Source organism: Halomarina oriensis (genome assembly GCF_009791395.1).
Taxonomy (GTDB): domain Archaea; phylum Halobacteriota; class Halobacteria; order Halobacteriales; family Haloarculaceae; genus Halomarina; species Halomarina oriensis.
In genome coordinates this window covers 70171-90039 of the sequence record NZ_WSZK01000008.1, presented here as the reverse complement: position 1 = coordinate 90039, position 19869 = coordinate 70171, and the positions used below count along the sequence as shown (strand labels likewise).

Sequence of the window (19869 nt, the reverse complement as noted above, 5' to 3'; positions counted from 1 at the left end):
TCGGGGAGATAAGTGCTTTCCCGTGGCTCAAAAGGTCACGGAGAGGTCCGCGACCACGTCGTCGAGAGCGTCGTGGGCCGGGTCGACGTAGTCCAGCATCGAGACGAACCCGTGGATCATCCCCTCGTAGTGGTGGCGCGAGACGTCGACGCCGTCCGACTCCAGTCTGTCGGCGTACTCCTGGCCCTCGTCACGCAACGGGTCGAACCCGGCGGTGACGACCGTCGCCGGGGGGAGTCCCGAGAGGTCACCCGCGAGGAGCGGCGCGGCGTACTCGTTACGCCGCATCGTCGGGTCGGGCAGGTACTTCTCGTGGAACCAGTGCATGCTGTCGCGTTCGAGGAAGTAGCCCTCGCCGTTCTCCTCGTAGGAGTCGAACTCGCCGTGGACGGCCGAGGAGACGACCGGGTAGACGAGCACCTGCCGGGCGATGTCTGGGGCGTCCTGTCCCATCGACCGGTCGTCACGGGCCATCAGGGTCACTCCAGCGGTGAGGTTCGCACCAGCGCTGTCCCCGCCCACGGCGATTCGGTCGGTGTCGACGCCGACGTGGTCGCCGTGGTCCGCGAGCCACGAGACGGCGGCGTAACTGTCCTCCAGTGCCGCCGGGAAGACGTGTTCGGGCGCACGGCGGTAGTCGACGCTGAGGACGGCACACTCCGCGCGGCGACAGACCGCGCGACAGACGTTGTCCACCGTGTCGAGGTCACCGAGGACGAACCCCCCGCCGTGGAGGTAGACGAGTGCGGGGTGCGGTCTCTCGCCGCCAGGGGTGTAGAGTCGAACGGGGATGTCGGACTCCGGCCCCTCGATGGAGAAGTCGCTCACCTCGCCACCGACGGGGTCCGGGTCGGTGTCGACGAAGAAGGACTTCAGCGCCGCGCGGGCGCTCTCGACGGAGAGCGCGTACGTCGGTGGCCGTGCTCTGGTGTCGACGATGTCGAGGACGGTCCGTGCCTGCGGATGTGGTTCGTCAGCCATAGCCACAGTCAGAGTGGCCGACCGCTTAACTCCCGGTGGGCCGGCACGGATGGAAAGCTAGTTCGGCGTGAAGGGAGAACGACGACCGACTACCGTCATGGTTCGACGATTCGTCCCACAGGGAGTGAGGTACGCGCTGGTCGCCTTCGTCGCGGGGGTGCTCGCGGCCGTCCGCTCACCGTTCGCCGCGGCGGCCGGACTGCTCGTCTCGGGGTTCGTCCTCCAGTTCTACCGCGACCCGGAGCGCCGGGTCGCTCCGACGGGTGCCGTCTCGCCGGCCGACGGCCGCGTTTCGGTGATTCGTGAAGCGGGCGACCGACTCCGCGTGGGCGTCTACATGAGTGCGACCGACGTCCACGTCAACCGTGCTCCACTCGGTGGGACCGTCCGGGAGGTGACCCGTCGCCCCGGCGCGTACAAGCCGGCGTTCTCGAAGGACTCCGACGAGAACGAACAGGTCGAACTCGTCTTCGAGGACCACAGCGTCGTCCTCATCGCCGGGTGGTTCGCCCGGCGCATCCACCCGTCGGTCGCCGTCGGAGACACCGTCCAGCGGGGCGAGCGAATCGGGCACATCTCGTTCGGAAGTCGCGCCGACGTGGTGTTGCCCCCCGAGGTCACGCGCGACGACCTCACCGTCGAGGAGGGTGACCGCGTCTACGCCGGGCAGACGGCCCTCGCGTACACCGAGACGGACCGTCACGAGGCCGTCGAGCCGTCGTCGTGACGGCGGTCGGGTAATCTCCATAGGCCCAACAGTCATATACTCCAATTCGTAAGGGCCTGTAATGAGCGACGATGGCAGTATCGAGGCGACACTGGTCGAGTGGTATCGACGCTTCATCGGCGAACCGGAGCGTCAGATCGACGTCTACGCGGGGTTCGCGCTGTTCTTCGGTGGGTTGGCCCTGGCACTGGTCGGACTGATACTGTTCGTCCTCGAACAGGTCGCGTTCGGTCCGGGGAAGACGTTCTGGCTCCGTGAAATCGCGTTCGCGGTCGGCGCGGCCGGACTGCCGACGCTGTTCCTCGGCGTGACGGTGCTGTTGCCGCTGGACAAGCGGGCACGCATCGGTGCGCTCGTCGGCGAGGGGTTCAGTCTCGCGGCCATCGCGCTGTTCGTCTGGGCGCACCCGTGGCAGTGGAACGTGAACTCGGGCGTCGACTACAGCGTGCAGGGCGTCGGTCTCTACGCACTGGGTGTCGTCACCGTCGTCGCCGCGACGTTCGCCGCACTCGTCAGCTACCACGTCGAGCGTGCCAGCCCCGACAAGGTCGTCGCCGAAGCGACCGAGGAGGACACCGGCCCCGAGGTGACCGACGAGGACGTGCGCCGCGACATCGACGAGGCGATGGCGAACACCGAGATGACCTGGGGCGGCGTCCCGAAGGACAACACCCGGCGTATCACCGTCAACGACGACTCCACGGGACTCGACACCTCCGGGTTCGAGGGCGTCGAAGCGAAGTCCCACCGCTCGGCGGGGGGTAGCGTCGACGCGGCCGTCGCCGGCCTCCAGGGGATGCGCGGTGGCGAACCGGCCCGCGAGACGTCCCGTGGGTCGGGGACCGACGACCAGGCCGCGGCGCTGGCACGACTTCAGGAGGAACAGCGCAAGGACGCCGAACGCGAGGAGAAGATGGCCGACCTCAACAGCGGCGGTATCGTCGGCCGGTTGAAGTCGATGCTGAATCTCGGGTAGTCGGGCCACTCCGGCCGACTCCGGACCACGATTCTGTGGGCTACGGTTCTGTCACGCCGACGAGCAACTGCTGACGATTTTCTTCAATCCGAATCTATACGAGTAGAGAGAAACTTTATTATGGTTTGCTCGAACGACCGGATATGGCGAAAGGCCTAGACGTCGGCACGATGAACATCATCTCGGGAAAACAGGACGACAACGACACGGTGTTCGTCCAGCAGCGCAACTCCTTCGTGGAGATAGAACACAGCGACATGGCGGAGCAGATGCTCTCGCGGTCGGACGTCCTCCACATCCGGAAGGACGACAAGGTGTACGTCGTCGGTGACGACGCGCTCAACTTCGCGAACATCTTCAAACAGGAGACGCGCCGCCCGATGCAGCGCGGTATCCTCTCGAACGACGAGAAGAGCGCCATCCCGATGATCAAACTCATCATCGAGCAGGTCGCCGGCGAGCCGGACTACCCCGGCGAGAAGATCCACTTCTCGACGCCCGCGGACCCCATCGACTCGGACCTCTCGACGCTCTACCACCAGAAGACGTGCGAGTCGTTCCTCGCTGACATGGGCTACGAGCCCGAACCCATCAACGAGGGGATGGCCGTCATCTACAGCGAACTCGCTGACAACAACTTCACCGGTCTCGGCGTGAGCTTCGGTGCGGGGATGACGAACATCTGTCTCGCGTACTACGCGGTGCCGGTCATGACGTTCTCCATCGCCCGCGGTGGGGACTGGGTCGACGAGCAGGCCGCCCGCGCGACGGGCAAGCCCGTCGACAAGGTCACCTCCATCAAGGAGGACGACTTCGAACTGGACTTCAAGACGGACGTCGGCGGTGTGGAGGGTGCGCTCGCCATCTACTACGAGAACCTGCTCGACTACGTCATCGAGAACATCGCCCGCGAGGTCGACGAGGAGGACGTCGAGGAAGGTCTCGACGTCCCCGTCGTCGTCACCGGTGGGACGTCCTCGCCCGACGGCTTCGAGAAACTCTTCGAGGACCACCTCGACGAGTCCAGCCTGCCGTTCTCGGTCAGCGGCGTCACGCGCGCCGACGAACCGCTCTACAGCGTCGCCCGTGGGTCGCTCGTCGCCGCCCGCTCCGAGGAGGACCGCGACAAGCCCCAGAAGAGCAAGCCCGTGAAGTCCTCGAACTCCAACGGCAAGGGGTCGAAGCAGGCGAGTTCGAACGGGAACTCCTCGAAGGGGAAGACCTCGAAAGGCAAATCCTCGAAGCAGTCCTCGAAGAAGCAGAGCCAGTAAGCGATTTCGAGCGGCTACCCGGTGTTGAACCGGTCGAGTGCCGCTTGCCACGACTCGATTTCTTTCGGCTCGCTCCGATGCTCCACGGTGACCCCCAGGTAGCCACAGCTCTCACACGCCACCGCCTCCTTCCCGTACAGGGTGTAGGATTCGAGCGTGGTCTCACAGCGCGGACAGTCCATACGCGCCCGTTCGAGTGTGGGGTGATGAATCTAACTTATCGTCGAACCGGTAGGTCTCGCGGGGCCGAGCGGCCGTCGCGTCGCCGTCCCGCAATCCTTTCGCGGGTCGGTGACGGACCCAGCAGCGTGAACCGGCGAACGCTCGAACGGCACCTGCAGGAACTCGACGGGTTCGCCGACCCGCAGGTCGCGTTCGAGCAGTACCCGACGCCGGCGGACATCGCGGCGCACGTCGTCCACCTCGCGGCCGTGCAGGGCGACCTCTCGCGGCCGGTCGTGGACCTCGGGAGCGGGACGGGCCTGCTCGCACTCGGGGCGGCGCTGGCGGGGGCACCCGCCGTCGTCGGCGTCGAACTGGACGCGGACGCGCTCACCACCGCCCGAGAGAACACGAGGCGACTCGACACGCCGACGGCTCCGGCGTGGGTCCGAGGCGACGCGACCCGCCTCCCGCTCCGCCTCGACGGTGTGACGGTGTTCTCGAACCCGCCGTTCGGCGCACAGCGAGGGAACGAACACGCCGACCGCGCGTTTCTGCGGACCGCTGCCGCCGTCGCCGACGTCTCGTACACGATACACAACGCGGGGTCACGTGCGTTCGTCGACTCGTTCGCGGCGGACCACGCCGGCGAGGTGACCCACGCCTTCGCCGCCGCGTTCGACGTGGACCGACAGTTCGACTTCCACACCGACGACCGGCGGACCATCGAGACGGAGGTGTTCCGCATCGAGTGGTGACCGGTCCCTTCTCAGGCCGCCCACAGCGGTATCCCTGCTGGGAGCGAGCGAGCAACCATGACACGAACGGTGCTCGTGACGGGCTGTTCGTCGGGTGTCGGCCGAGCGACCGCGCTGGCGTTCGCGGACGACGGCTGGACGGTGTACGCGACGGCCCGAGAGGCGGCCGACCTCGACACGCTCCACGACGCAGGCTGTGAGACCGACTCCCTCGACGTGACCGACGACGACGCGGTCGCTCGGGTCGTCGCACGAATCGACGACGAGACGGGGCAGATAGACTGTCTCGTCAACTGTGCGGGCTACGCCCAGTTCGGAGCGCTGGAGGACATCCCCGTCGAGCAGTCGAGAGCACAGTACGACGTGAACGTCCACGGCCCGCATCGACTGATTCGAGCAGTGCTCCCGCACATGCGCGAACGCGGGTCGGGTCGAATCGTCACGGTGTCGGGGACGACCGGACTCGTCGCGGCTCCCGGTGGTGGCGTCCACTGTGCGTCGAAAGCCGCGCTGGAGGCGATGCACGACGCGCTCCGGGTGGAGGTCGCAGACGAGGGTATCGCGGTGGTCGTCGTCGAACCGGAGGCGGTCGAGACCGGCTTCGACGACCGGTATACGGCCGAGTTCGAGAACCTCGACCGGTCGGGCGCGTACGACTGGCTCTACCGGATGTACGACGACAACCTCGCCGTCTGGGGCGGCGGGTCGGCGTCCAGTTCACCCGAGGAGGTGGCGGCGGTGATTCTGGACGCGGCGAGCGTCGACGACCCGAAGTCGCGCTACTACGTCGGGACCGCGGCGTACGTCTCGGCGGCTATCGGCCACCTCCCCGACCGGGTCAGAGACGGCCTGTTCGGACTCGGCAAACGGCTGTTGCCGGTGGCGGCGAAGGCGAAGTCCTGGCGCGAGTAGCCCGCTCGACGGTTCGACTCAGTCGAGCACCTCGCCGAGGAACTCGGCGTGGTCGGCGTGCCACGCCTCGACCGCCTCGGGACGACGATACGCGACGGCGAGCGACTCGTGGGAGGGTTCGACGTCCCCGCCGACCACCCGACACCGGTAGGGTAGCTGCAGCTGGCCGTGTGGACCGTGTGCGCCCGGTCTCCGGGTAAACACCCCGAGCAGGGCACCGACCTCGACGTCGAGACCCGTCTCCTCGCGGGTCTCACGCCTGACGGTCTCGTCGGGTGACTCGCCCGGTTCGACCCACCCGCCGGGGATGCCCCACGTCTCGTCGTCCGCGCGGTGCTGGAGCAGGAGGCGGCCCTCGTCGTCGGTGACGACGGCCCCCGCACCCACCTTCGTCGTGACGTGACCGACCTCGGCGGCGAACCGCTCGCGGACGACCTCCGACGGGACGCCGAGGTGCTCGCCGTAGTACTCGCTGGCGAGTTCGAGGACGCGCTCCCAGCGTCGCTCCTCCCACGGGTCGTCGGCGTAGCGTAGACCGTTCTGTGCGAGCGTCCGGAGTTCGTCGAGGAGGGGCGCGGCGTCCATCGTCCCGTCGTCACCGGCGACCGAGAAGAGTCTACGGGTGGTGCGGTCGGTCAGTCGTCCCGTGGCCGGACCGCCACCGTCACGCGCGTCCCGTCCTCGGTGGTCGCCAGCACGCGGCGGTCCTCGCGGACGAACGTCAGGCCGCCGGCGCTCGTGGTGTTGTTGCCGACGGGGATGGTCGTCTCGCCGAGCGTCTCGCCACCACGGGTGACCCGGAGGGTGAACTCCCGGCCGGGGACGACGCTGACGTTCCGACCGGTGATGGTCGGGTCGGCCCGTGACGGGTCGGAGACGTACGCGAGGCGGGACGCCTGGTCGTGATAGAGGTAGACGACGTACGCCGAGCGGTTGCCGACCGGCGACCACGAGACGAAGTCGGCGGTGACCGACTCGCGCCAGCCGACGCCGCCGACCCGGACCAGCGACCGACCGTCGTTGGCGAGGCGGCCCGTCGACGTGACCTCCCACCATATCTCGCGGTCCTCGCTGACGACGATGACGCCGCTGGCGTTGACGTTGGAACTCACCGTCGCCGACTCGATGGGTACCGACGAGATGTACTGGTTGGGCACGTCGTGGGCGTAGAAGACGGTGTAGTCCTCCACCTCGATGCTGTTGGCGTCGGTGACGCCCGCGTCCGGGTCGGCGACGGTGAAGAAGTTGAACGGGACGGCGACGACGGCGAGTGCGAGCGTCACCGCGAGGACGACGCCGATGGCGGCCTCGGAGGCGTGGAGGTCGAGTCGGCCCACGAGCGTCCGATCGGTGGCACGGACGGCCCACACGAACAGCACGGCGACGAGGAACACGAGCGCCGTCCCGCCGGCACGGTACAGTTCGTAGCGGCCGCCGTCGAGCGGGGCGTACACCGCCCAGACGTTCTGCACGACGGCGAACAGGAGCGCACCGAGAAACAGTCGGAGGGCCGACGGCCGCTCGTCGACCCGCCGGACCCAGAGGACGCCGAGCACAGCACCCAGAAAGAGGCCGAGCGCGTGGCCCTGGATGGCGATGCTGGCCCACCACGGTGTGATGAACACCGACCGCCCACCCTGCTGGAGGATGGGGTTCCGAACCGCCGAGAAGAGCAGCGAGATGACGCTACTCGCCGAGACGCCGACCACCGTCGCCAGCGGGTAGCGCACCAGCGCGAACCCGGCGAACGCGAAGACGACGCCCGAGAACCCGATGGCGGGACCGAGCGAGAAGACGCCGGTCACGACGCCGACGGCGAGCGTCCCGACGACGAACGCCCCGATTCGGCCGAACGGGTTCGTCAGGACGGAGGAGAACGTCTGGACACCCCGTTCTCGGGGGTAGTGACCCCACGCGTACTCGGCGATGGAGGCGAGAGTCAGTGTGGCGAAGAGGTTGCCCGTCAGGTGACCCAGACCGGCGTGGGAGAACGGCGCGGCGAGGATGCCCTGCGGGTAGAAGTACGACCACGCGCGAAACGGGATGACCATCGGGGCGTTCGGCCGCTCCCAGCCACCCTGGACGACGAGGTAGACGGTGAGGACGACCCCCGAGACGAGGAGCGTCCCCCACGGGACACCCAGCAGGAGTCGGCGGCGGAGCGTCGACCCGACCCCGTCGTTCGAGAGACGAACGACGACGACCAGCGAGACGACGACCGCGCCGACCAGACCCAGCGTGTGCAGCGACTCCATCCCGAGGCCCGCGACCATGCCCGCCATCAGCATCCGAGCGCCTTCAGTGGCGTGGTCGGCGTCGCCGCCGTCGGTTTCGGTCGGCAGGGTGCGTGGCTAGTCGTGCTCTTTTGTGTGTGTCGCGTTTCCATCGGTTCGAACGTACTCCCGAATCGGTGTCCACCACCAACGCCACTTCCAGACGAAGAGAACTGCGCCAAGTATCAGGGACGTCGTTGCGAACGACACACCGCTTTCAGTCCCCTCGTACAGGCCGTACGTCGGAAGAACGACCAGCAGCAGTGAGAGGAGCAGGATCCGGGTCGGGAGGAACTGGGACCGGGCCATACACGTAGATATGTCGATGGTGGCACACGGGAAGAATAAACCCTCGTTCCGAGTCGCGCGACACTCACGACACGCATCGAACGGGTTCGACTGGACAGGCCCGTCGCTCGTCGGGTTCGCGGCCGTGACCGCCGGACAGAACGCTTACACTTCTCCCGTCGAACGGGCGGTATGGTCGAACCCTCCACCGTCGCCGTCGGCCTCCTCGTCGGACTCGGCGGTGTGGTCCTCGTGACCCGTGCCGAAACCGTCGCCCGTCTCGAAGAGCAGTGGGACGCCATCGGGAGCGTCCGAACTGGCCCTGTCGAACCCGCTCGATGGAAGGTCCGTGGAAACAGAGCGATGGGCATCGTCCTCGCACTCGTCGGCGCGATGCTCACGGTCGGCGGCCTCGTGCGCTGAGTCGATAGCTGTGCAGAACCGCTGGTCAGAGCGGTTCGTCGCCCTCGACGATGCGCGTCGCGCGGTCGGCGAGCGCCGGGACGCGTTCGCGCATCGTCGGGTACATCGGGTCGTCGGAGTTCCCCTCCAGATAGCGCCGGAAGAACATCTCGCCGAGACCGGCGAGTTTGTAGACGGCGAGCGTCCGGTAGAACCGCTCGTGTTCGAACTCGAAGCCGGTGTGTGCCTCGTAGCGTTCGACCAGTTCCTCACGCGTGAGGAACTCCTCGCCCTCCATGAACTGCGCCGTCAGTTCCGGGACCGCGGGGTCGGGGTCTTTCGCGTCGCGCCAGTACGACAGCATCCAGCCGAGGTCCGTGAAGGGGTCCCCGAGCGTGCTCATCTCCCAGTCGAAGACGGCGACGAGGTCCGGGTCGTCTGCCGGCCCGTACATCACGTTGTCCAGTTTGTAGTCGCCGTGGACGAGCGTGTTCGGTGGCTCCTCGGGGACGTTCTCGCTGAGCCACTCCATCACGTCGTAGAGCTTCGGCACCTCCCGTTCCTCGGCAGTGACCTCGAACGCCCACATCAACTGCTTGGTCCAGCGGTCGACCTGTCGCTGGGTGAACTCCGGCGGGTAGCCGAACTCCTCCAACCCGACCGTCTCGTAGTCCACCGCGTGAATCTCGGCGAGGCCGTCGACGAGTTCCCGCCCGATGGCCTCACGAGCGTCGGGCGTCTCGAAGCGCTCGGGGATGCCCTCACGGAGCACGTCGCCAGCGACGCGGTCCATGACGTAGAAGTCACTGCCGATGACGTCGTGGTCCTCCGAGGCGGCGACGGTGGTCGGAAGCGGGACGTCCGTGTCCTGCAACGCGTCCATCACCTGGTACTCCCGGAGCACGTCGTGGGCGCTCTCGGCGATTTCGCCGGGAGGCGGGCGGCGGATGACCAGTTCACGGGCCCCCCACGTGACGAACAGCGTCTCGTTGGAGTGACCCTCCTGGTGGTGTTCGACGTGGTACTCCTCGGCGGGGCCGAGTTCCGATTCGAGGAACTCGGCGAGGCGGTCCACGTCGACGATTCGGTCGAAGTACTCCCCGTCGCTCATTGGCACATGAGTCGGAACCGAACGACGAATAGCTTCCGGCGGACGGCGTTCGACCCAGCGCGAGCGGAGCGTGAGAGAACTCTGTTCAGTTCCAGGGCGCGTGGTCGGGGTCGAACCGGCGGGTCCGCTCCTCGATGGCGTCGAGACGGTCGATGGCCTCTCGCGGGAGGTCGACGTCGCGTGCGTCGAGGTTCGACCGGAGGTGGTCCTCGCCCGTCGCCTTCGGGATGGGGACGTTCCCCTTCGAGAACTGCCACGCCAGCAGGACCTCCTGTACGGAGAGTCCCTGCTCCTCGGCGACGCTCGTGACCGTCTCGTCGTCGGTGACCGCGCCGCGAGCGAACGGGCCGTACGCGACGAGGTGGTGGTCGTCCTCGCGGGCGTACTCCCGGAGGTCGTCCTGTGGGAGCAGCGGGTGGCACTCGACCTGGTGGGCGAAGACGGGGGCGTCGAGTACGTCGCGGGCCTCGTCCAGCAACTCGGGGGTGAAGTTCGAGAGGCCGACGTGGTCGACGAGGCCCTCGTCGACGAGTCGGTCGAACGCCGGCAGGGTGTCCTCGGCGTCGTAGGCGTCGGTCGGCCAGTGGACGTACAGCAGGTCGATGGTGTCGACGCCGAGTCGGTCGGCCGACGCACGGCCCGTCTCCAGTACGTCGTCGTGTGCGAGGTTCTCGGGGAGGATTTTCGTGGCGACGAACACCGCCTCGCGGTCCACGTCGCTGTCGGCCAGCGCCTCGCCGACCGCCTCCTCGGTGTCGTACATCTGGGCGGTGTCGACGTGACGATAGCCGAGGTCGAGGGCGGTCCGAACGCTGTCGGCACACTCGTCGTGCCCATCGTAGCCGGACGTGCCGAGCCCCGGTGATGGCAGGTCGTCCATAGCCGTCCCACTCGTGGTGGATGCAAAAAGCCAGTCCATGCAGGCACCGTCGGCCGGTTTCGACGAACGGCCGCCGACGGGACGTGCTACCGGCGCGCACCTTTACGGTGGTCCGGTCGGTGTGGTGGGTATGGAGTACGACGACTCACAGACGGCCCGTGACCTCCGTGACCGAGCACGCGAGTTCATGGACGAAGAGGTCATCCCCACCGAACGCGAGTACCTCGGGGACGGCCCGGTCCCGTCGTCGGTCATCGAGGACCTTCGCGCGGAGGCCCGCGAACGCGACGTGTTCTGCCCGCAGATTCACGAGGAGTGGGGTGGCGGTGGCTACGAGTTCCGCGACGTCCTCCCGCTGTTCGAGGAGGCCGGCCGCTCCCTGCTGGGCGCGTCCGCGATGCGGGTCGACGCCCCCGACGAGGGCAACATGCACACCATCGAACTCGTCGGCACCGACGAGCAGAAAGGGGAGTACCTGAAACCGCTCGTCGCCGGCGACATCAACTCCGCGTTCTCGATGACCGAACCGCGCGACGGCGCAGGCTCGGACCCGAAGATGCTCAAGACCACCGCCGAGAAGGAGGGCGACGAGTGGGTCATAAACGGCCACAAGTGGTGGACGACGCAGGGCAGCGAGGCCGACGTCTTCATCGTGATGGCGAAGACCGACCAGGAGGCCCACCCCTACGCCGGCTGTTCGCTCTTCCTCGTCGACGCCGACGCAGACGGCGTCACCGTCGAGCGTGACATCCCCCACCTCGGCCCGTCGCTCGTCCACGCCACGCACGCCGAGATCACCTACGACGACGTGCGCGTCCCCGAATCCGCACTGCTCGGCGTGGAGAACGAGGGGTTCGCCCACGCCCAACAGCGTCTCGGCCCCGCCCGCCTCACCCACTGTATGCGCTTTACGGGCATGGCGACGCGGGCACTGACCGTCGCCAAGGCGTACATGAGCGAGCGCGAGGCGTTCGACTCCTCGCTCGCCGACAAGCAGTCCCAGCGGTTCAACGTGGCCGAGTACGAGACCGAACTCCACGCCGTCCGGACGATGGTGCGCCACGCCGCCGCACAGATCACCGCCGGCGAGGAGGCCCGCGTCCCCGTCTCGATGTGCAAGGTGTTCGCCGCCAACACCACCCAGGAGACCATCGACTTCGCCGTCCAGGCCTGCGGTGGCAACGGCATCGGCCGCGACCTGCCGCTGGCGGACTTCTACGAGGCGGTCCGTGCGTTCCGCATCGTCGACGGCGCGGACGAGGTCCACAAGCGCGTCATCGCCCGCGACGCCTTCGAGGAGGTCTCGGACCCGAGTATCGACAACACACCCACCTTTTAGCCACGAGTGGGGGGCACTCGCTGCGCTCGTTCACCCCCACAGGGTAAACGCTGGAGCATCGCAGATTCGCGCCGCGAATCTGCGGACAGTCAGAGCGCACCGCGCTCTGACCGCATCACCGAAAGCCGGAGGCGTTCGGTTAGCAGCCAGAGATCTCCGACTCTGGCGGCAAAAGCACTCCTCCCTCACTTCGGCGCTGTGCGCCGCCGTTCAGTCGTCGGCCCGCTCGCGGGCAGTCCGGTCGGGTGTGAAGACGCGAACCCCCCTCGACCGGCCGACAGCGTTTTTCGTTCGCGTGACACGCTGAACGGTATGGCATCCGGTACCGGCGAGACGGTCGAGGAAGCGGTCGGACAGTGGGCATCCCGACGGTTCGCGGAGCGACACTCCGTCGAGTCCATCGACCCGGGTGGCCCGACCGAGGGCGACCACGAGGTGTCGGTGAAACTCGTCCGGACCGGCGAGACCGAGCGGTTCACGCTCGTCGTCGGCGAGTCGGCGGACAACTGGGTCGTGCGGGACGCCTGACCGACCACGAGGCCTCGACGGCGGGGACGTGCTCTTGTGGACGCGGTCCCGACGGGGAGACATGACCGACGACGCGACTATCGAGGCGCTCGCCGACACCGTCCGGGCCGCCGAGTCCGTCGTGGCGTTCACGGGCGCGGGCGTCTCGACGGCCTCGGGTATCCCCGACTTCCGGGGCGAGGACGGCCTCTGGAACCGCTACGATACGAACGACTTCCACGTCCGCCGACTGCGAGCGGACCCGGCCGGGTTCTGGGTCGACCGCCTCGACCTCGCCGAGGAGCTAGCCGCGGACGTCGGCCCGAACCCCGCACACGAGGCGCTCGCCCGTCTCGAAGCTGCCGGCCACCTCGACGCCGTCGTCACGCAGAACGTCGACGGCCTCCACCGGGCGGCCGGGAGCGAGGACGTGATCGAACTCCACGGCGACCGCTCGCGGGTCGTCTGTCTGGACTGTGGCGACCGCTCCGACGCCGAGGCGGTCCGCGAACGCGTCCGAGACGGCGAACGACCCCCACGCTGTGACTGTGGCGGCCTGCTGAAACCCGACGTGGTGCTGTTCGGCGAGCAGTTGCCCGTCGGGGCGATGCAGCGAGCGCAGTCGCTCGCACGGGGGGCGGACGTGTTCCTCGCCGTCGGGTCGTCGCTCTCGGTCGAACCCGCAGCGGGCCTCCCACGGACGGCGGCCGCCCATGGCGCGACGCTCGCCATCGTCAATCTCGACGAGACGCCGCTGTCGGACCGTGCCGCGTTCGACGTCCGCGACGACGTCACCGACGTGCTCCCGCGACTCGCCGACCGGGTCGTCTGAGGAGTCAGGCCACCGACGGCCCGACAGGTCGACCGGGTGACCGATCGCCAGTCAAGCTATTAGTGTGAGGGACGTGGACGGGCCACATGGACTACAGCATCGTCCAGACCGACGAGGTAGACGTCGTGGACCTCTCGACCGTCGAGGAGATTCCGCCGGACCACGACATGCGTCCCATCGACGAGGCGCTCGGGGCCGAGGAGATGAAGGTGAAACTCTGGTACATCGACCCCGGCGAGGAGATTCAGTACCACGCTCACGACCAGCAGGAGGAACTGTTCTACGTCATGGCGGGGACGTTCTCGGTGAAGGTGGGGAAGTCCGGCGAGGAGGAGTACCGCGAAATCGGTCCCGGAACCTTCTACCGAGCGGGGCCGCGCATCGGGCACGGCCACCGGAACGTCGGCGACGAACAGGGGGTCGTCCTCGCGCTCGGTGCGCCCGCCGTCGACGACCCCGGTCTCAACCCGCACGCGCTCGACGAGTGAGCGACGACCCGCGAACCACGAGAGCCGTAGTCAGTTACCGCGCGACGACCGTGCCTCGCGTATCTCGGCACCGTCACGAAGCTTGTCTTCACAGTTCGGGCAGACGCGGACGGTCTCCATCTCGTCCGGCGCGAACACCCGAACGTACGCCTCCGTGACGAACGAGCTGCAGTTTTGGCAGGTAGCCATGCCCTACCCTTGCCAATCCCGACGTATATACCTGTGTCACTCGGAACGAAATTACATCGGCGTCGGCTCGACGGTGTCAGGCCGGCCGCTCAGTTCGCGTAGGAGGTGTCGACGTACTCCACGATGCGCTCGGACTCGGCCATCGTCAGTCCTCGTGAGTCGTCGACCAGGACCGGGACGCCACGCTGACCCGAGACGCGCTTGACCTCGTCGCGCTTGGAGTGCAGGCCCTCCACCCAGACACTCTCGAAGTCGAGGTCCAGTTCCTCCATGCGGTCGACGACCAGTTCACAGTACGGACAGCCTTCCAGCCGATACAGCGTGAGGCTCATATCTCCTCTCACGGGCCACGCCGGCAAAAACCCCTGCACACCGGGTTTAATGTCCGACGCGTGCGAGCCACCTGCATGCCACCCGAGGTGGGCGACCGCGCCCCCGACTTCGAGACGCTGCTGTGTGACGGCGAGACGTTCCGCGTGACGTCTTTCGACGACGTGTGCCGGGAGACCGAGACCGGCGGCGCGGTGCTCGTCTTCTCGGCGTTCGCGTTCTCCGCCATCGCCGAGAACTGGTGGAAACGCTACGAGCGTGCGGGGTGGGCCGAGTTCGACGCCCCCGTCGTCGGCGTCAGCCGCGACGGCCCCTACGCGCAGAACGCCTTCCTGCGCTATCTCGAGAGTCCGTTCCGCCTCTACGCCGACACGGACGCCGTCGCCGGGGAGGCGTTCGACCTGCTGACCGAGCGCCACGGGATGGACGGCGTCACGACGCCGATACGTGCGACGTTCGTCGTCGACGGCGACCGTGAGGTACGCTACCGGTGGGTAGCGGACGACTGGATCTCTCCCGCCCCCCGCGAGGAGGTGGCCGAGGCGGCAGAGTCGCTCACTCGGTGAGCGACTCGACCGCCCGATCCTGTCAGTAGACTGATTGCCGACGGTCGCCTCTCCGTCGTAGCATGAGTCCGTCCGAGCTAGGAAGGGTCGTCGTCGTCACGGGTGCCAACGAGGGAATCGGCTACCACCTGCTACGGTCGCTCGTCGACGACGGCTACCTCGTCGCGGGGTTCGACGTCGACGTGAGCGCCCTCCAGTCGCTCCGCGAGCGCCACCCCGAGCAGGTCCGATACTACGAGTGCGACGTGACGGACACGGACGCCGTCGAGTCAGCCGTCGACGCCGTCGTCGGCGAGTGGGGGCGCATCGACGTCCTCGTCAACAACGCGGCCGTCTTCGAACTCGGACGGTTCGACGAGGTGTCGCCCGACGCGACCGAACGGGAGTTCGACGTCAACGTCTTCGGCTACCTGCGGACCATCAGAGCGGTCCTCCCACGGATGAGAGCACAGGGTGGCGGTATCGTCCACAACGTGAGTTCGGGGGTGGGACAGGTCGGCCACCCCTCGCTCTCGGGCTACGCGGCGACGAAGGGAGCCATCGAGGCGTTCACGCGCTCGCTCCGCCTCGAACTCGAACCCGACGGTATCGCCTGTACGCTGCTGTATCCTCCGGCGACGAACACGCGGTCGGCGGCCCGACTGAAGTACCCCTCCTTCGCCGTGAAGGACCCGGAGTACGTCGGACGGAGGCTGGCCGACCGAATCGAGTCGACGGACGCGGCCGTCTACGCCGACTGGCAGACGCGACTGGGGATGGCGCTCGTCCGTCGCGTCCCCTCGCTGGTGAAGAGGGGTACCGAACGGTACGTCTGAGTGACCGACCGGTGGACGACGAGGTGCGGCCGAGTAGGGGCGGTGTGACTCGGGGCCGTCGGTTCAGACGCCACCGCTCGCGCCGGTTCCGGGTGTCGGGGGGCCGAGACCGGGGGGTTTCGCGGTAGCGCCGGCTTCGGCCAGCGTCCGGTAGGCGGTCGCGAGAACGCTGATACCGACGATGGCCGTCAGGGCACGCCTGGTCTGGGCGAACACGAGTGCGACGACACCGGCGGCGAAATCGACTCGCCGTCGGCCGCCCTCAGGAGTTCGAGTGGGCCATCCGACCGGTCGAGGACCGAAGCCCGACCGTCCGGTGGCGGCGGTAGAGGTAGGTGTAGGAGACGACGGTAGCCGCGGCGGCGTGTGAGAGGAACGCCAGTTCCCCGGCCCGCGCCGGAAACTGGACGCTAGCGACGACGAAGACGGCGAGCGGGATGAGGAGACCGAACGACATGTGCGCCTTCCAGGCGGGTCGCCACTCGGTCGGCCGCTCGCTGAGGTGGAGTGCGTCCTTGAACAGCGCCGGATAGACGGCGAGTCCGACGAGCGAGACGACGGCGAACAGCAGTTGTCCCGTCTCCCTGGCCGCCGCTGCCGTCTCACCGCCGGTCAGTGCCACGACGTAGGCGAAGGCGGTGAGGGTCACCGTCGTCCCGACGGCGTAGCCGAGCGGTGTGTACCAGTGTTTCGGGGTCGAAGCCGGGGTCGAAACCCGGTCGGTGGTCGGTGGATGGATGGACATGGATGTGCCCCGAGCGCTCCGGGGATATGGGTTCGACAACCGACACCACAGTATAACTTTCCATTGTTTGGTACTTACACCTTCGTGGATAGTTCACGTAGGCTGTCCCTACCGCTACTGGACGCCCATCTGCTTGGCGACGGTGTTCAGCTGAATCTCGTCGGTGCCCTCGACGATGCGGAGCAGACGGGCCATCTGGAGGTGAGCCATGAACGGGTTGTCCTCCGAGAGGCCGTTGCCGCCGTGGACCTGCACCACGTCGTCGGCGACGTCGAAGTAGGTGTTCGTGGCGAAGTACTTGAACGAGGAGGCGTCCTGGATAGCCTGCTCGCCGGCGTCCATCTTCCAGGCGAGTCGCAGACCGAGGGCGTCCGCGGCGTCGACGCTCGTGCGACCACGGGCGAGTTTGTGCGAGATGCCCTGGAACGTTCCGATGGGGCGGCCGAACGCCTCACGGTCGTTCGCGTACTCCGTCCCGAGTTCGAGCAGGTGGTCGGCGTGGCCGACGGCCTCCGCGCCGAGTTCCAGTCGGCCGAGCGAGAGGAAGTCCATCGCCTCGTAGAACGCGCCGTCGACCGTACCGAGCACGCGGTCCTCGCCGAGGCGGACGTCGTCGAAGTGGACCTCCGCCTGCATCCCCACGGAGCCGACGGCGTTGTTGAACGACCCGACCTCGTACTCGTCACGCTCGACGAGGAAGCAGGTGATACCGCCGTAGCGACCCGCTTCCTCCTGTGGCGTCGTCCGTGCGAACACCTGGAGGAAGTCGGCGTAGGGAGCGTTGGTGATCCACTGCTTCGTGCCGTTGAGCACCCACTCCGAACCCTCCTTCTCCGCGCGGGTCTGCATGTTCGGCGAGTCCGACCCCGCACCGGGTTCGGTCTGGCCGAACCCCGTCGACTTCTCGCCGCGAACCACCGGCTTCAGATACGTCTCGACCTGGTCGCCCTCGGCGTTGGCGAGCAGCGGTTTCGGTCCCTCCGGGCCGGCGAGCATCTGCGAGACCAGACCGGTCCCGTGGCTGGCGACGTGGCGTTTCGCGCGGTACCACGTCACGTTGGAGACGCCCTCGCCGCCGTACTCCTCGGACATGTTCATCGCGTAGAAGCCGGCGTCGGCGCTCTTCTTTCGGACCGTCTCGACGGCCTCGATGGCCTCGTCGACCCACCGCCCGTCGGCCTCGTGGCGCAGTCGCGGGTTCGACCACGTCTCGCCCAGTTCGGATTGGAGTGGTTCGACCTCGCGTTCGACGAACTCGTCGAGCGACGAGCGGACGAGTCGCCACTCCTCGGGTTCGACGAACGAGACGCCGTCGGTGGCCGTGTCCTGTGTTGCCATGTCGGAGCCTGGACACGAGGGGGCTTAACCGCTGGGTCGGGGGGGTTCGGCCGAGTCGCTCGCGGTAGCGGCACAGGAGCGTCGCGTGCTGCTCCGGCGTTCTGACGGCCATCGCCCCCGCGAGACGGTGCCGCTCCGCTACTCGGGGAGTCGGTCGAACCGGGAAGTCGGTCGAACTGGCCGGCGGTCAGCGAGGCGCTCGCCGTCGATGTGGGTGTAGAAGTGCGTCCCGTCTTCGACGATGGTCCACTCACTGGTGTCGCCGTCGACGAACTGGGCCGTCTCACGACCCGCCTCCTCCGCGTCCTCGGGCTTGCCTCACTCGGGGCCGAGGCGGACGTCGTCGTACTGCCGGCGGAGCGTCATCTTGTCGAACTTCCCCGTCGACGTGCGGGGGATAGCCTCAACGAACTCGTAGCTGTCCGGGAGCCACCAGCTCGGGAAGCGCTCGCCGAGGTGGTCGTTCAGGTCCTCTGTCGTCGCGTCGTGGCCCTCGCGCAGGACGACGCAGGCCATCGGGCGCTCCTGCCACTTCTCGTGGTCGACGGCGATGACCGTCGCCTCCGCGACGGCTTCGTGCGCCATCAGTTCGTTCTCCAGTTCGACGCTCGAAATCCACTCGCCACCGGACTTGATGACGTCTTTCGTCCGGTCCACGACGTCGACGTAGCCGTACTCGTCCATCGTGGCGATATCGCCAGTTCTGAGGTAGCCGTCCTCGGTGAACGACTCGCGGGTCGCGTCCGGGCGCTGGTGGTACTCGTCGACGACCCACGGTGCACGGACCTGCAACTCGCCCATCGACTCGCCGTCGCGGGGCACCTCCTCGCCGTCGTCGTCGCGGATGCGGACCTGCATCCCCGGCACGGGCATCCCGGCCTTCGCGCGGTAGCGGTACCGTGTCTCCGGGTCCGCCTCCCGAAGCTCCTCACGGAGCGTACTCAGCGTCCCGAGGGGCGACGTCTCGGTCATCCCCCAGCCTTGGATGATGGGGGCGTCGTACTGCTCGTCGTACCGGCGGATGAGCGACTCCGGCGGGGCGCTCCCCCCGACGGTGAGACGGTCGACGTTCGAGATATCCATCTCGGGATGGTCGTCGAGGTAGTTCGCCATCTCCAGCCAGATAGTCGGGACGGCGGCGGAGACGGTCACCGCCTCGTCGTCGATGAGTTCGGCCACCGAGGCGGGGTCGGTGTGGACCCCCGGAAGCACCTGTTTCGCGCCGACGAACGTCGCAGCGTAGGGAAGCCCCCAGCCGTTGGCGTGGAACATCGGCACCACGGGGAGAACGGTGTCGGCCTGTCCGAGACGGTTCGTATCGACGTGCCCCGACATCAGGCTGTGGAGGGAGATACCGCGGTGGGTGTAGACGACGCCCTTCGGCTTCCCGGTGGTCCCCGAGGTGTAGCACATCCCACACTCCCGCTCCTCGTCGAGGTCCGGCCAGTCGTAGCTTGTCGGCTGTCCCTCCAGGAGGTCCTCGTACGCGACCACCGGTTCCAGAGACGTCTCGGGTACCTCGTCGGCGAGGACGACGTACTGCTCCACGCTGTCGAGTTCGTCGGCGTTCGCCTCGACCTTCTCGACGAACGCCGGGTCGACGAACAGCACCCGGTCGCCCGCGTCCTCGACGATGAACTGGAAGTGCTCGTCGGGGAGACGCATATTGCACATATGCATCGAGCGGCCCGAACACGCCGGCCCGAAGTAGAGTTCGAGGTGCCGGTAGTTGTTCGCGGCGACGGTCGCTACCCGGTCGCCCGTCTCCAGACCGAGGTCGTCGAGCGCCCCCGCCAACTGCGCTGCCCGCGCTGCCATCTCGGCGTACGTGTAACGATGCAGGTCTCCGCTCGGCGTCTTCGTCACGATTTCACGGTCCGGGAACAGGTCGACGGCACGAGCGAGCAGGTGGTCGAGCGTCAGTTGCACGTCCATCATAACAGATAGTGTCAGATTGCATGCGAGACGGATAGCCGTTC

The 19869-nt window shown here is 67.5% G+C and carries 25 protein-coding genes; 12 read left to right on the top strand and 13 right to left on the bottom strand.

Annotated elements, in window-relative coordinates; all coding sequences use genetic code 11:
- Positions 1-27 precede the first annotated feature (27 nt).
- Entirely contained in the window at positions 28-981 is a 954-nt protein-coding gene (locus tag GQS65_RS03710; protein WP_158203328.1) for an alpha/beta hydrolase, read from the bottom strand.
- A 97-nt stretch (positions 982-1078) separates the two neighbouring features.
- On the opposite strand from GQS65_RS03710, the gene GQS65_RS03705 reads away from it, so the two are divergent.
- The 3 genes from GQS65_RS03705 (at position 1079) to GQS65_RS03695 (ending at position 3955) form a co-directional block, all read left to right on the top strand.
- Positions 1079-1708 carry a protein sorting system archaetidylserine decarboxylase gene (locus GQS65_RS03705; RefSeq protein ID WP_158203327.1) on the top strand — a complete coding sequence of 210 codons (630 nt, stop codon included), beginning with the start codon at positions 1079-1081 and terminating at the stop codon, positions 1706-1708.
- Between the two features lie 61 nt (positions 1709-1769).
- Positions 1770-2684 (top strand): DUF7139 domain-containing protein, encoded by a 915-nt coding sequence (locus GQS65_RS03700; RefSeq protein ID WP_158203326.1) that lies wholly within the window; start codon positions 1770-1772, stop codon positions 2682-2684.
- A 143-nt stretch (positions 2685-2827) separates the two neighbouring features.
- Entirely contained in the window at positions 2828-3955 is a 1128-nt protein-coding gene (locus tag GQS65_RS03695; protein ID WP_158203325.1) for a cell division protein FtsA, read from the top strand.
- Positions 3956-3969: 14 nt separating this feature from the next.
- Here GQS65_RS03695 and GQS65_RS21335 read toward each other — a convergent pair whose 3' ends face one another.
- The gene (locus tag GQS65_RS21335; RefSeq protein WP_199268396.1) at positions 3970-4137 is read right to left on the bottom strand and encodes a hypothetical protein; all 168 of its coding nucleotides are present in this window, start codon (positions 4135-4137) and stop codon (positions 3970-3972) included.
- A 126-nt stretch (positions 4138-4263) separates the two neighbouring features.
- Here GQS65_RS21335 and GQS65_RS03690 point away from each other — a divergent pair, with 126 nt between their 5' ends.
- Entirely contained in the window at positions 4264-4875 is a 612-nt protein-coding gene (locus tag GQS65_RS03690) for an METTL5 family protein (protein ID WP_368279798.1), read from the top strand.
- A 57-nt stretch (positions 4876-4932) separates the two neighbouring features.
- On the top strand, positions 4933-5787 hold the full coding sequence (locus GQS65_RS03685) for an SDR family oxidoreductase (RefSeq protein WP_158203323.1): 855 nt from the start codon (positions 4933-4935) through the stop codon (positions 5785-5787).
- An 18-nt stretch (positions 5788-5805) separates the two neighbouring features.
- On the opposite strand, the gene GQS65_RS03680 is transcribed toward GQS65_RS03685, so the two are convergent.
- From GQS65_RS03680 to GQS65_RS03670, 3 genes are all read right to left on the bottom strand, one after another.
- A complete protein-coding gene (locus tag GQS65_RS03680; RefSeq protein WP_158203322.1) occupies positions 5806-6372 on the bottom strand; it encodes an NUDIX hydrolase N-terminal domain-containing protein in 567 nt (188 codons plus the stop codon).
- Between the two features lie 50 nt (positions 6373-6422).
- Positions 6423-8069 (bottom strand): rhomboid family intramembrane serine protease, encoded by a 1647-nt coding sequence (locus GQS65_RS03675; RefSeq protein WP_158203321.1) that lies wholly within the window; start codon positions 8067-8069, stop codon positions 6423-6425.
- Positions 8070-8138: 69 nt separating this feature from the next.
- Entirely contained in the window at positions 8139-8369 is a 231-nt protein-coding gene (locus GQS65_RS03670; RefSeq protein ID WP_158203320.1) for a hypothetical protein, read from the bottom strand.
- A gap of 171 nt (positions 8370-8540) precedes the next feature.
- On the opposite strand from GQS65_RS03670, the gene GQS65_RS03665 reads away from it, so the two are divergent.
- Positions 8541-8771, top strand: a complete 231-nt coding sequence (locus GQS65_RS03665) for a hypothetical protein (protein WP_158203319.1) — start codon at positions 8541-8543, stop codon at positions 8769-8771.
- Positions 8772-8796: 25 nt separating this feature from the next.
- Here the strand turns inward: GQS65_RS03665 and GQS65_RS03660 are convergent, their stop codons facing one another.
- Both GQS65_RS03660 and GQS65_RS03655 read right to left on the bottom strand, forming a co-directional pair.
- Entirely contained in the window at positions 8797-9861 is a 1065-nt protein-coding gene (locus tag GQS65_RS03660) for a phosphotransferase family protein (RefSeq protein ID WP_158203318.1), read from the bottom strand.
- An 85-nt stretch (positions 9862-9946) separates the two neighbouring features.
- Positions 9947-10741 carry an aldo/keto reductase gene (locus GQS65_RS03655; protein WP_158203317.1) on the bottom strand — a complete coding sequence of 265 codons (795 nt, stop codon included), beginning with the start codon at positions 10739-10741 and terminating at the stop codon, positions 9947-9949.
- Between the two features lie 130 nt (positions 10742-10871).
- Here GQS65_RS03655 and GQS65_RS03650 point away from each other — a divergent pair, with 130 nt between their 5' ends.
- From GQS65_RS03650 to GQS65_RS03635, 4 genes are all read left to right on the top strand, one after another.
- Positions 10872-12080: an acyl-CoA dehydrogenase family protein gene (locus GQS65_RS03650; RefSeq protein ID WP_158203316.1), complete on the top strand. Its 1209-nt coding sequence runs from the start codon at positions 10872-10874 to the stop codon at positions 12078-12080.
- Between the two features lie 312 nt (positions 12081-12392).
- A complete protein-coding gene (locus GQS65_RS03645) occupies positions 12393-12608 on the top strand; it encodes a hypothetical protein (RefSeq protein WP_158203315.1) in 216 nt (71 codons plus the stop codon).
- 61 nt (positions 12609-12669) lie between these two features.
- Complete coding sequence (locus GQS65_RS03640) at positions 12670-13419, top strand: NAD-dependent deacylase (protein WP_158203314.1); 750 nt, start codon at positions 12670-12672, stop codon at positions 13417-13419.
- Positions 13420-13505: 86 nt separating this feature from the next.
- On the top strand, positions 13506-13907 hold the full coding sequence (locus GQS65_RS03635; protein ID WP_158203313.1) for a cupin domain-containing protein: 402 nt from the start codon (positions 13506-13508) through the stop codon (positions 13905-13907).
- Between the two features lie 30 nt (positions 13908-13937).
- Here GQS65_RS03635 and GQS65_RS21330 read toward each other — a convergent pair whose 3' ends face one another.
- The gene (locus GQS65_RS21330) at positions 13938-14096 is read right to left on the bottom strand and encodes a DUF7563 family protein (RefSeq protein WP_199268395.1); all 159 of its coding nucleotides are present in this window, start codon (positions 14094-14096) and stop codon (positions 13938-13940) included.
- Between the two features lie 89 nt (positions 14097-14185).
- Positions 14186-14428, bottom strand: coding sequence for a glutaredoxin family protein (locus GQS65_RS03630; protein WP_158203312.1), 243 nt, complete (start codon positions 14426-14428; stop codon positions 14186-14188).
- A 75-nt stretch (positions 14429-14503) separates the two neighbouring features.
- On the opposite strand from GQS65_RS03630, the gene GQS65_RS03625 reads away from it, so the two are divergent.
- Both GQS65_RS03625 and GQS65_RS03620 read left to right on the top strand, forming a co-directional pair.
- Positions 14504-14992, top strand: a complete 489-nt coding sequence (locus tag GQS65_RS03625) for a redoxin domain-containing protein (RefSeq protein WP_158203311.1) — start codon at positions 14504-14506, stop codon at positions 14990-14992.
- A gap of 62 nt (positions 14993-15054) precedes the next feature.
- On the top strand, positions 15055-15807 hold the full coding sequence (locus GQS65_RS03620) for an SDR family NAD(P)-dependent oxidoreductase (RefSeq protein ID WP_158203310.1): 753 nt from the start codon (positions 15055-15057) through the stop codon (positions 15805-15807).
- Positions 15808-15870: 63 nt separating this feature from the next.
- Here GQS65_RS03620 and GQS65_RS03615 read toward each other — a convergent pair whose 3' ends face one another.
- The 4 genes from GQS65_RS03615 to GQS65_RS03600 all read right to left on the bottom strand — a co-directional run bounded on the left by GQS65_RS03615 (position 15871) and on the right by GQS65_RS03600 (position 19825).
- Positions 15871-16023 (bottom strand): hypothetical protein, encoded by a 153-nt coding sequence (locus tag GQS65_RS03615; protein ID WP_158203309.1) that lies wholly within the window; start codon positions 16021-16023, stop codon positions 15871-15873.
- 46 nt (positions 16024-16069) lie between these two features.
- Positions 16070-16552, bottom strand: a complete 483-nt coding sequence (locus tag GQS65_RS03610; RefSeq protein WP_158203308.1) for a hypothetical protein — start codon at positions 16550-16552, stop codon at positions 16070-16072.
- 114 nt (positions 16553-16666) lie between these two features.
- Positions 16667-17890: an acyl-CoA dehydrogenase family protein gene (locus GQS65_RS03605; RefSeq protein WP_158203307.1), complete on the bottom strand. Its 1224-nt coding sequence runs from the start codon at positions 17888-17890 to the stop codon at positions 16667-16669.
- A gap of 318 nt (positions 17891-18208) precedes the next feature.
- Positions 18209-19825 (bottom strand): long-chain fatty acid--CoA ligase, encoded by a 1617-nt coding sequence (locus tag GQS65_RS03600; RefSeq protein WP_368279801.1) that lies wholly within the window; start codon positions 19823-19825, stop codon positions 18209-18211.
- Positions 19826-19869: the final 44 nt, after the last annotated feature.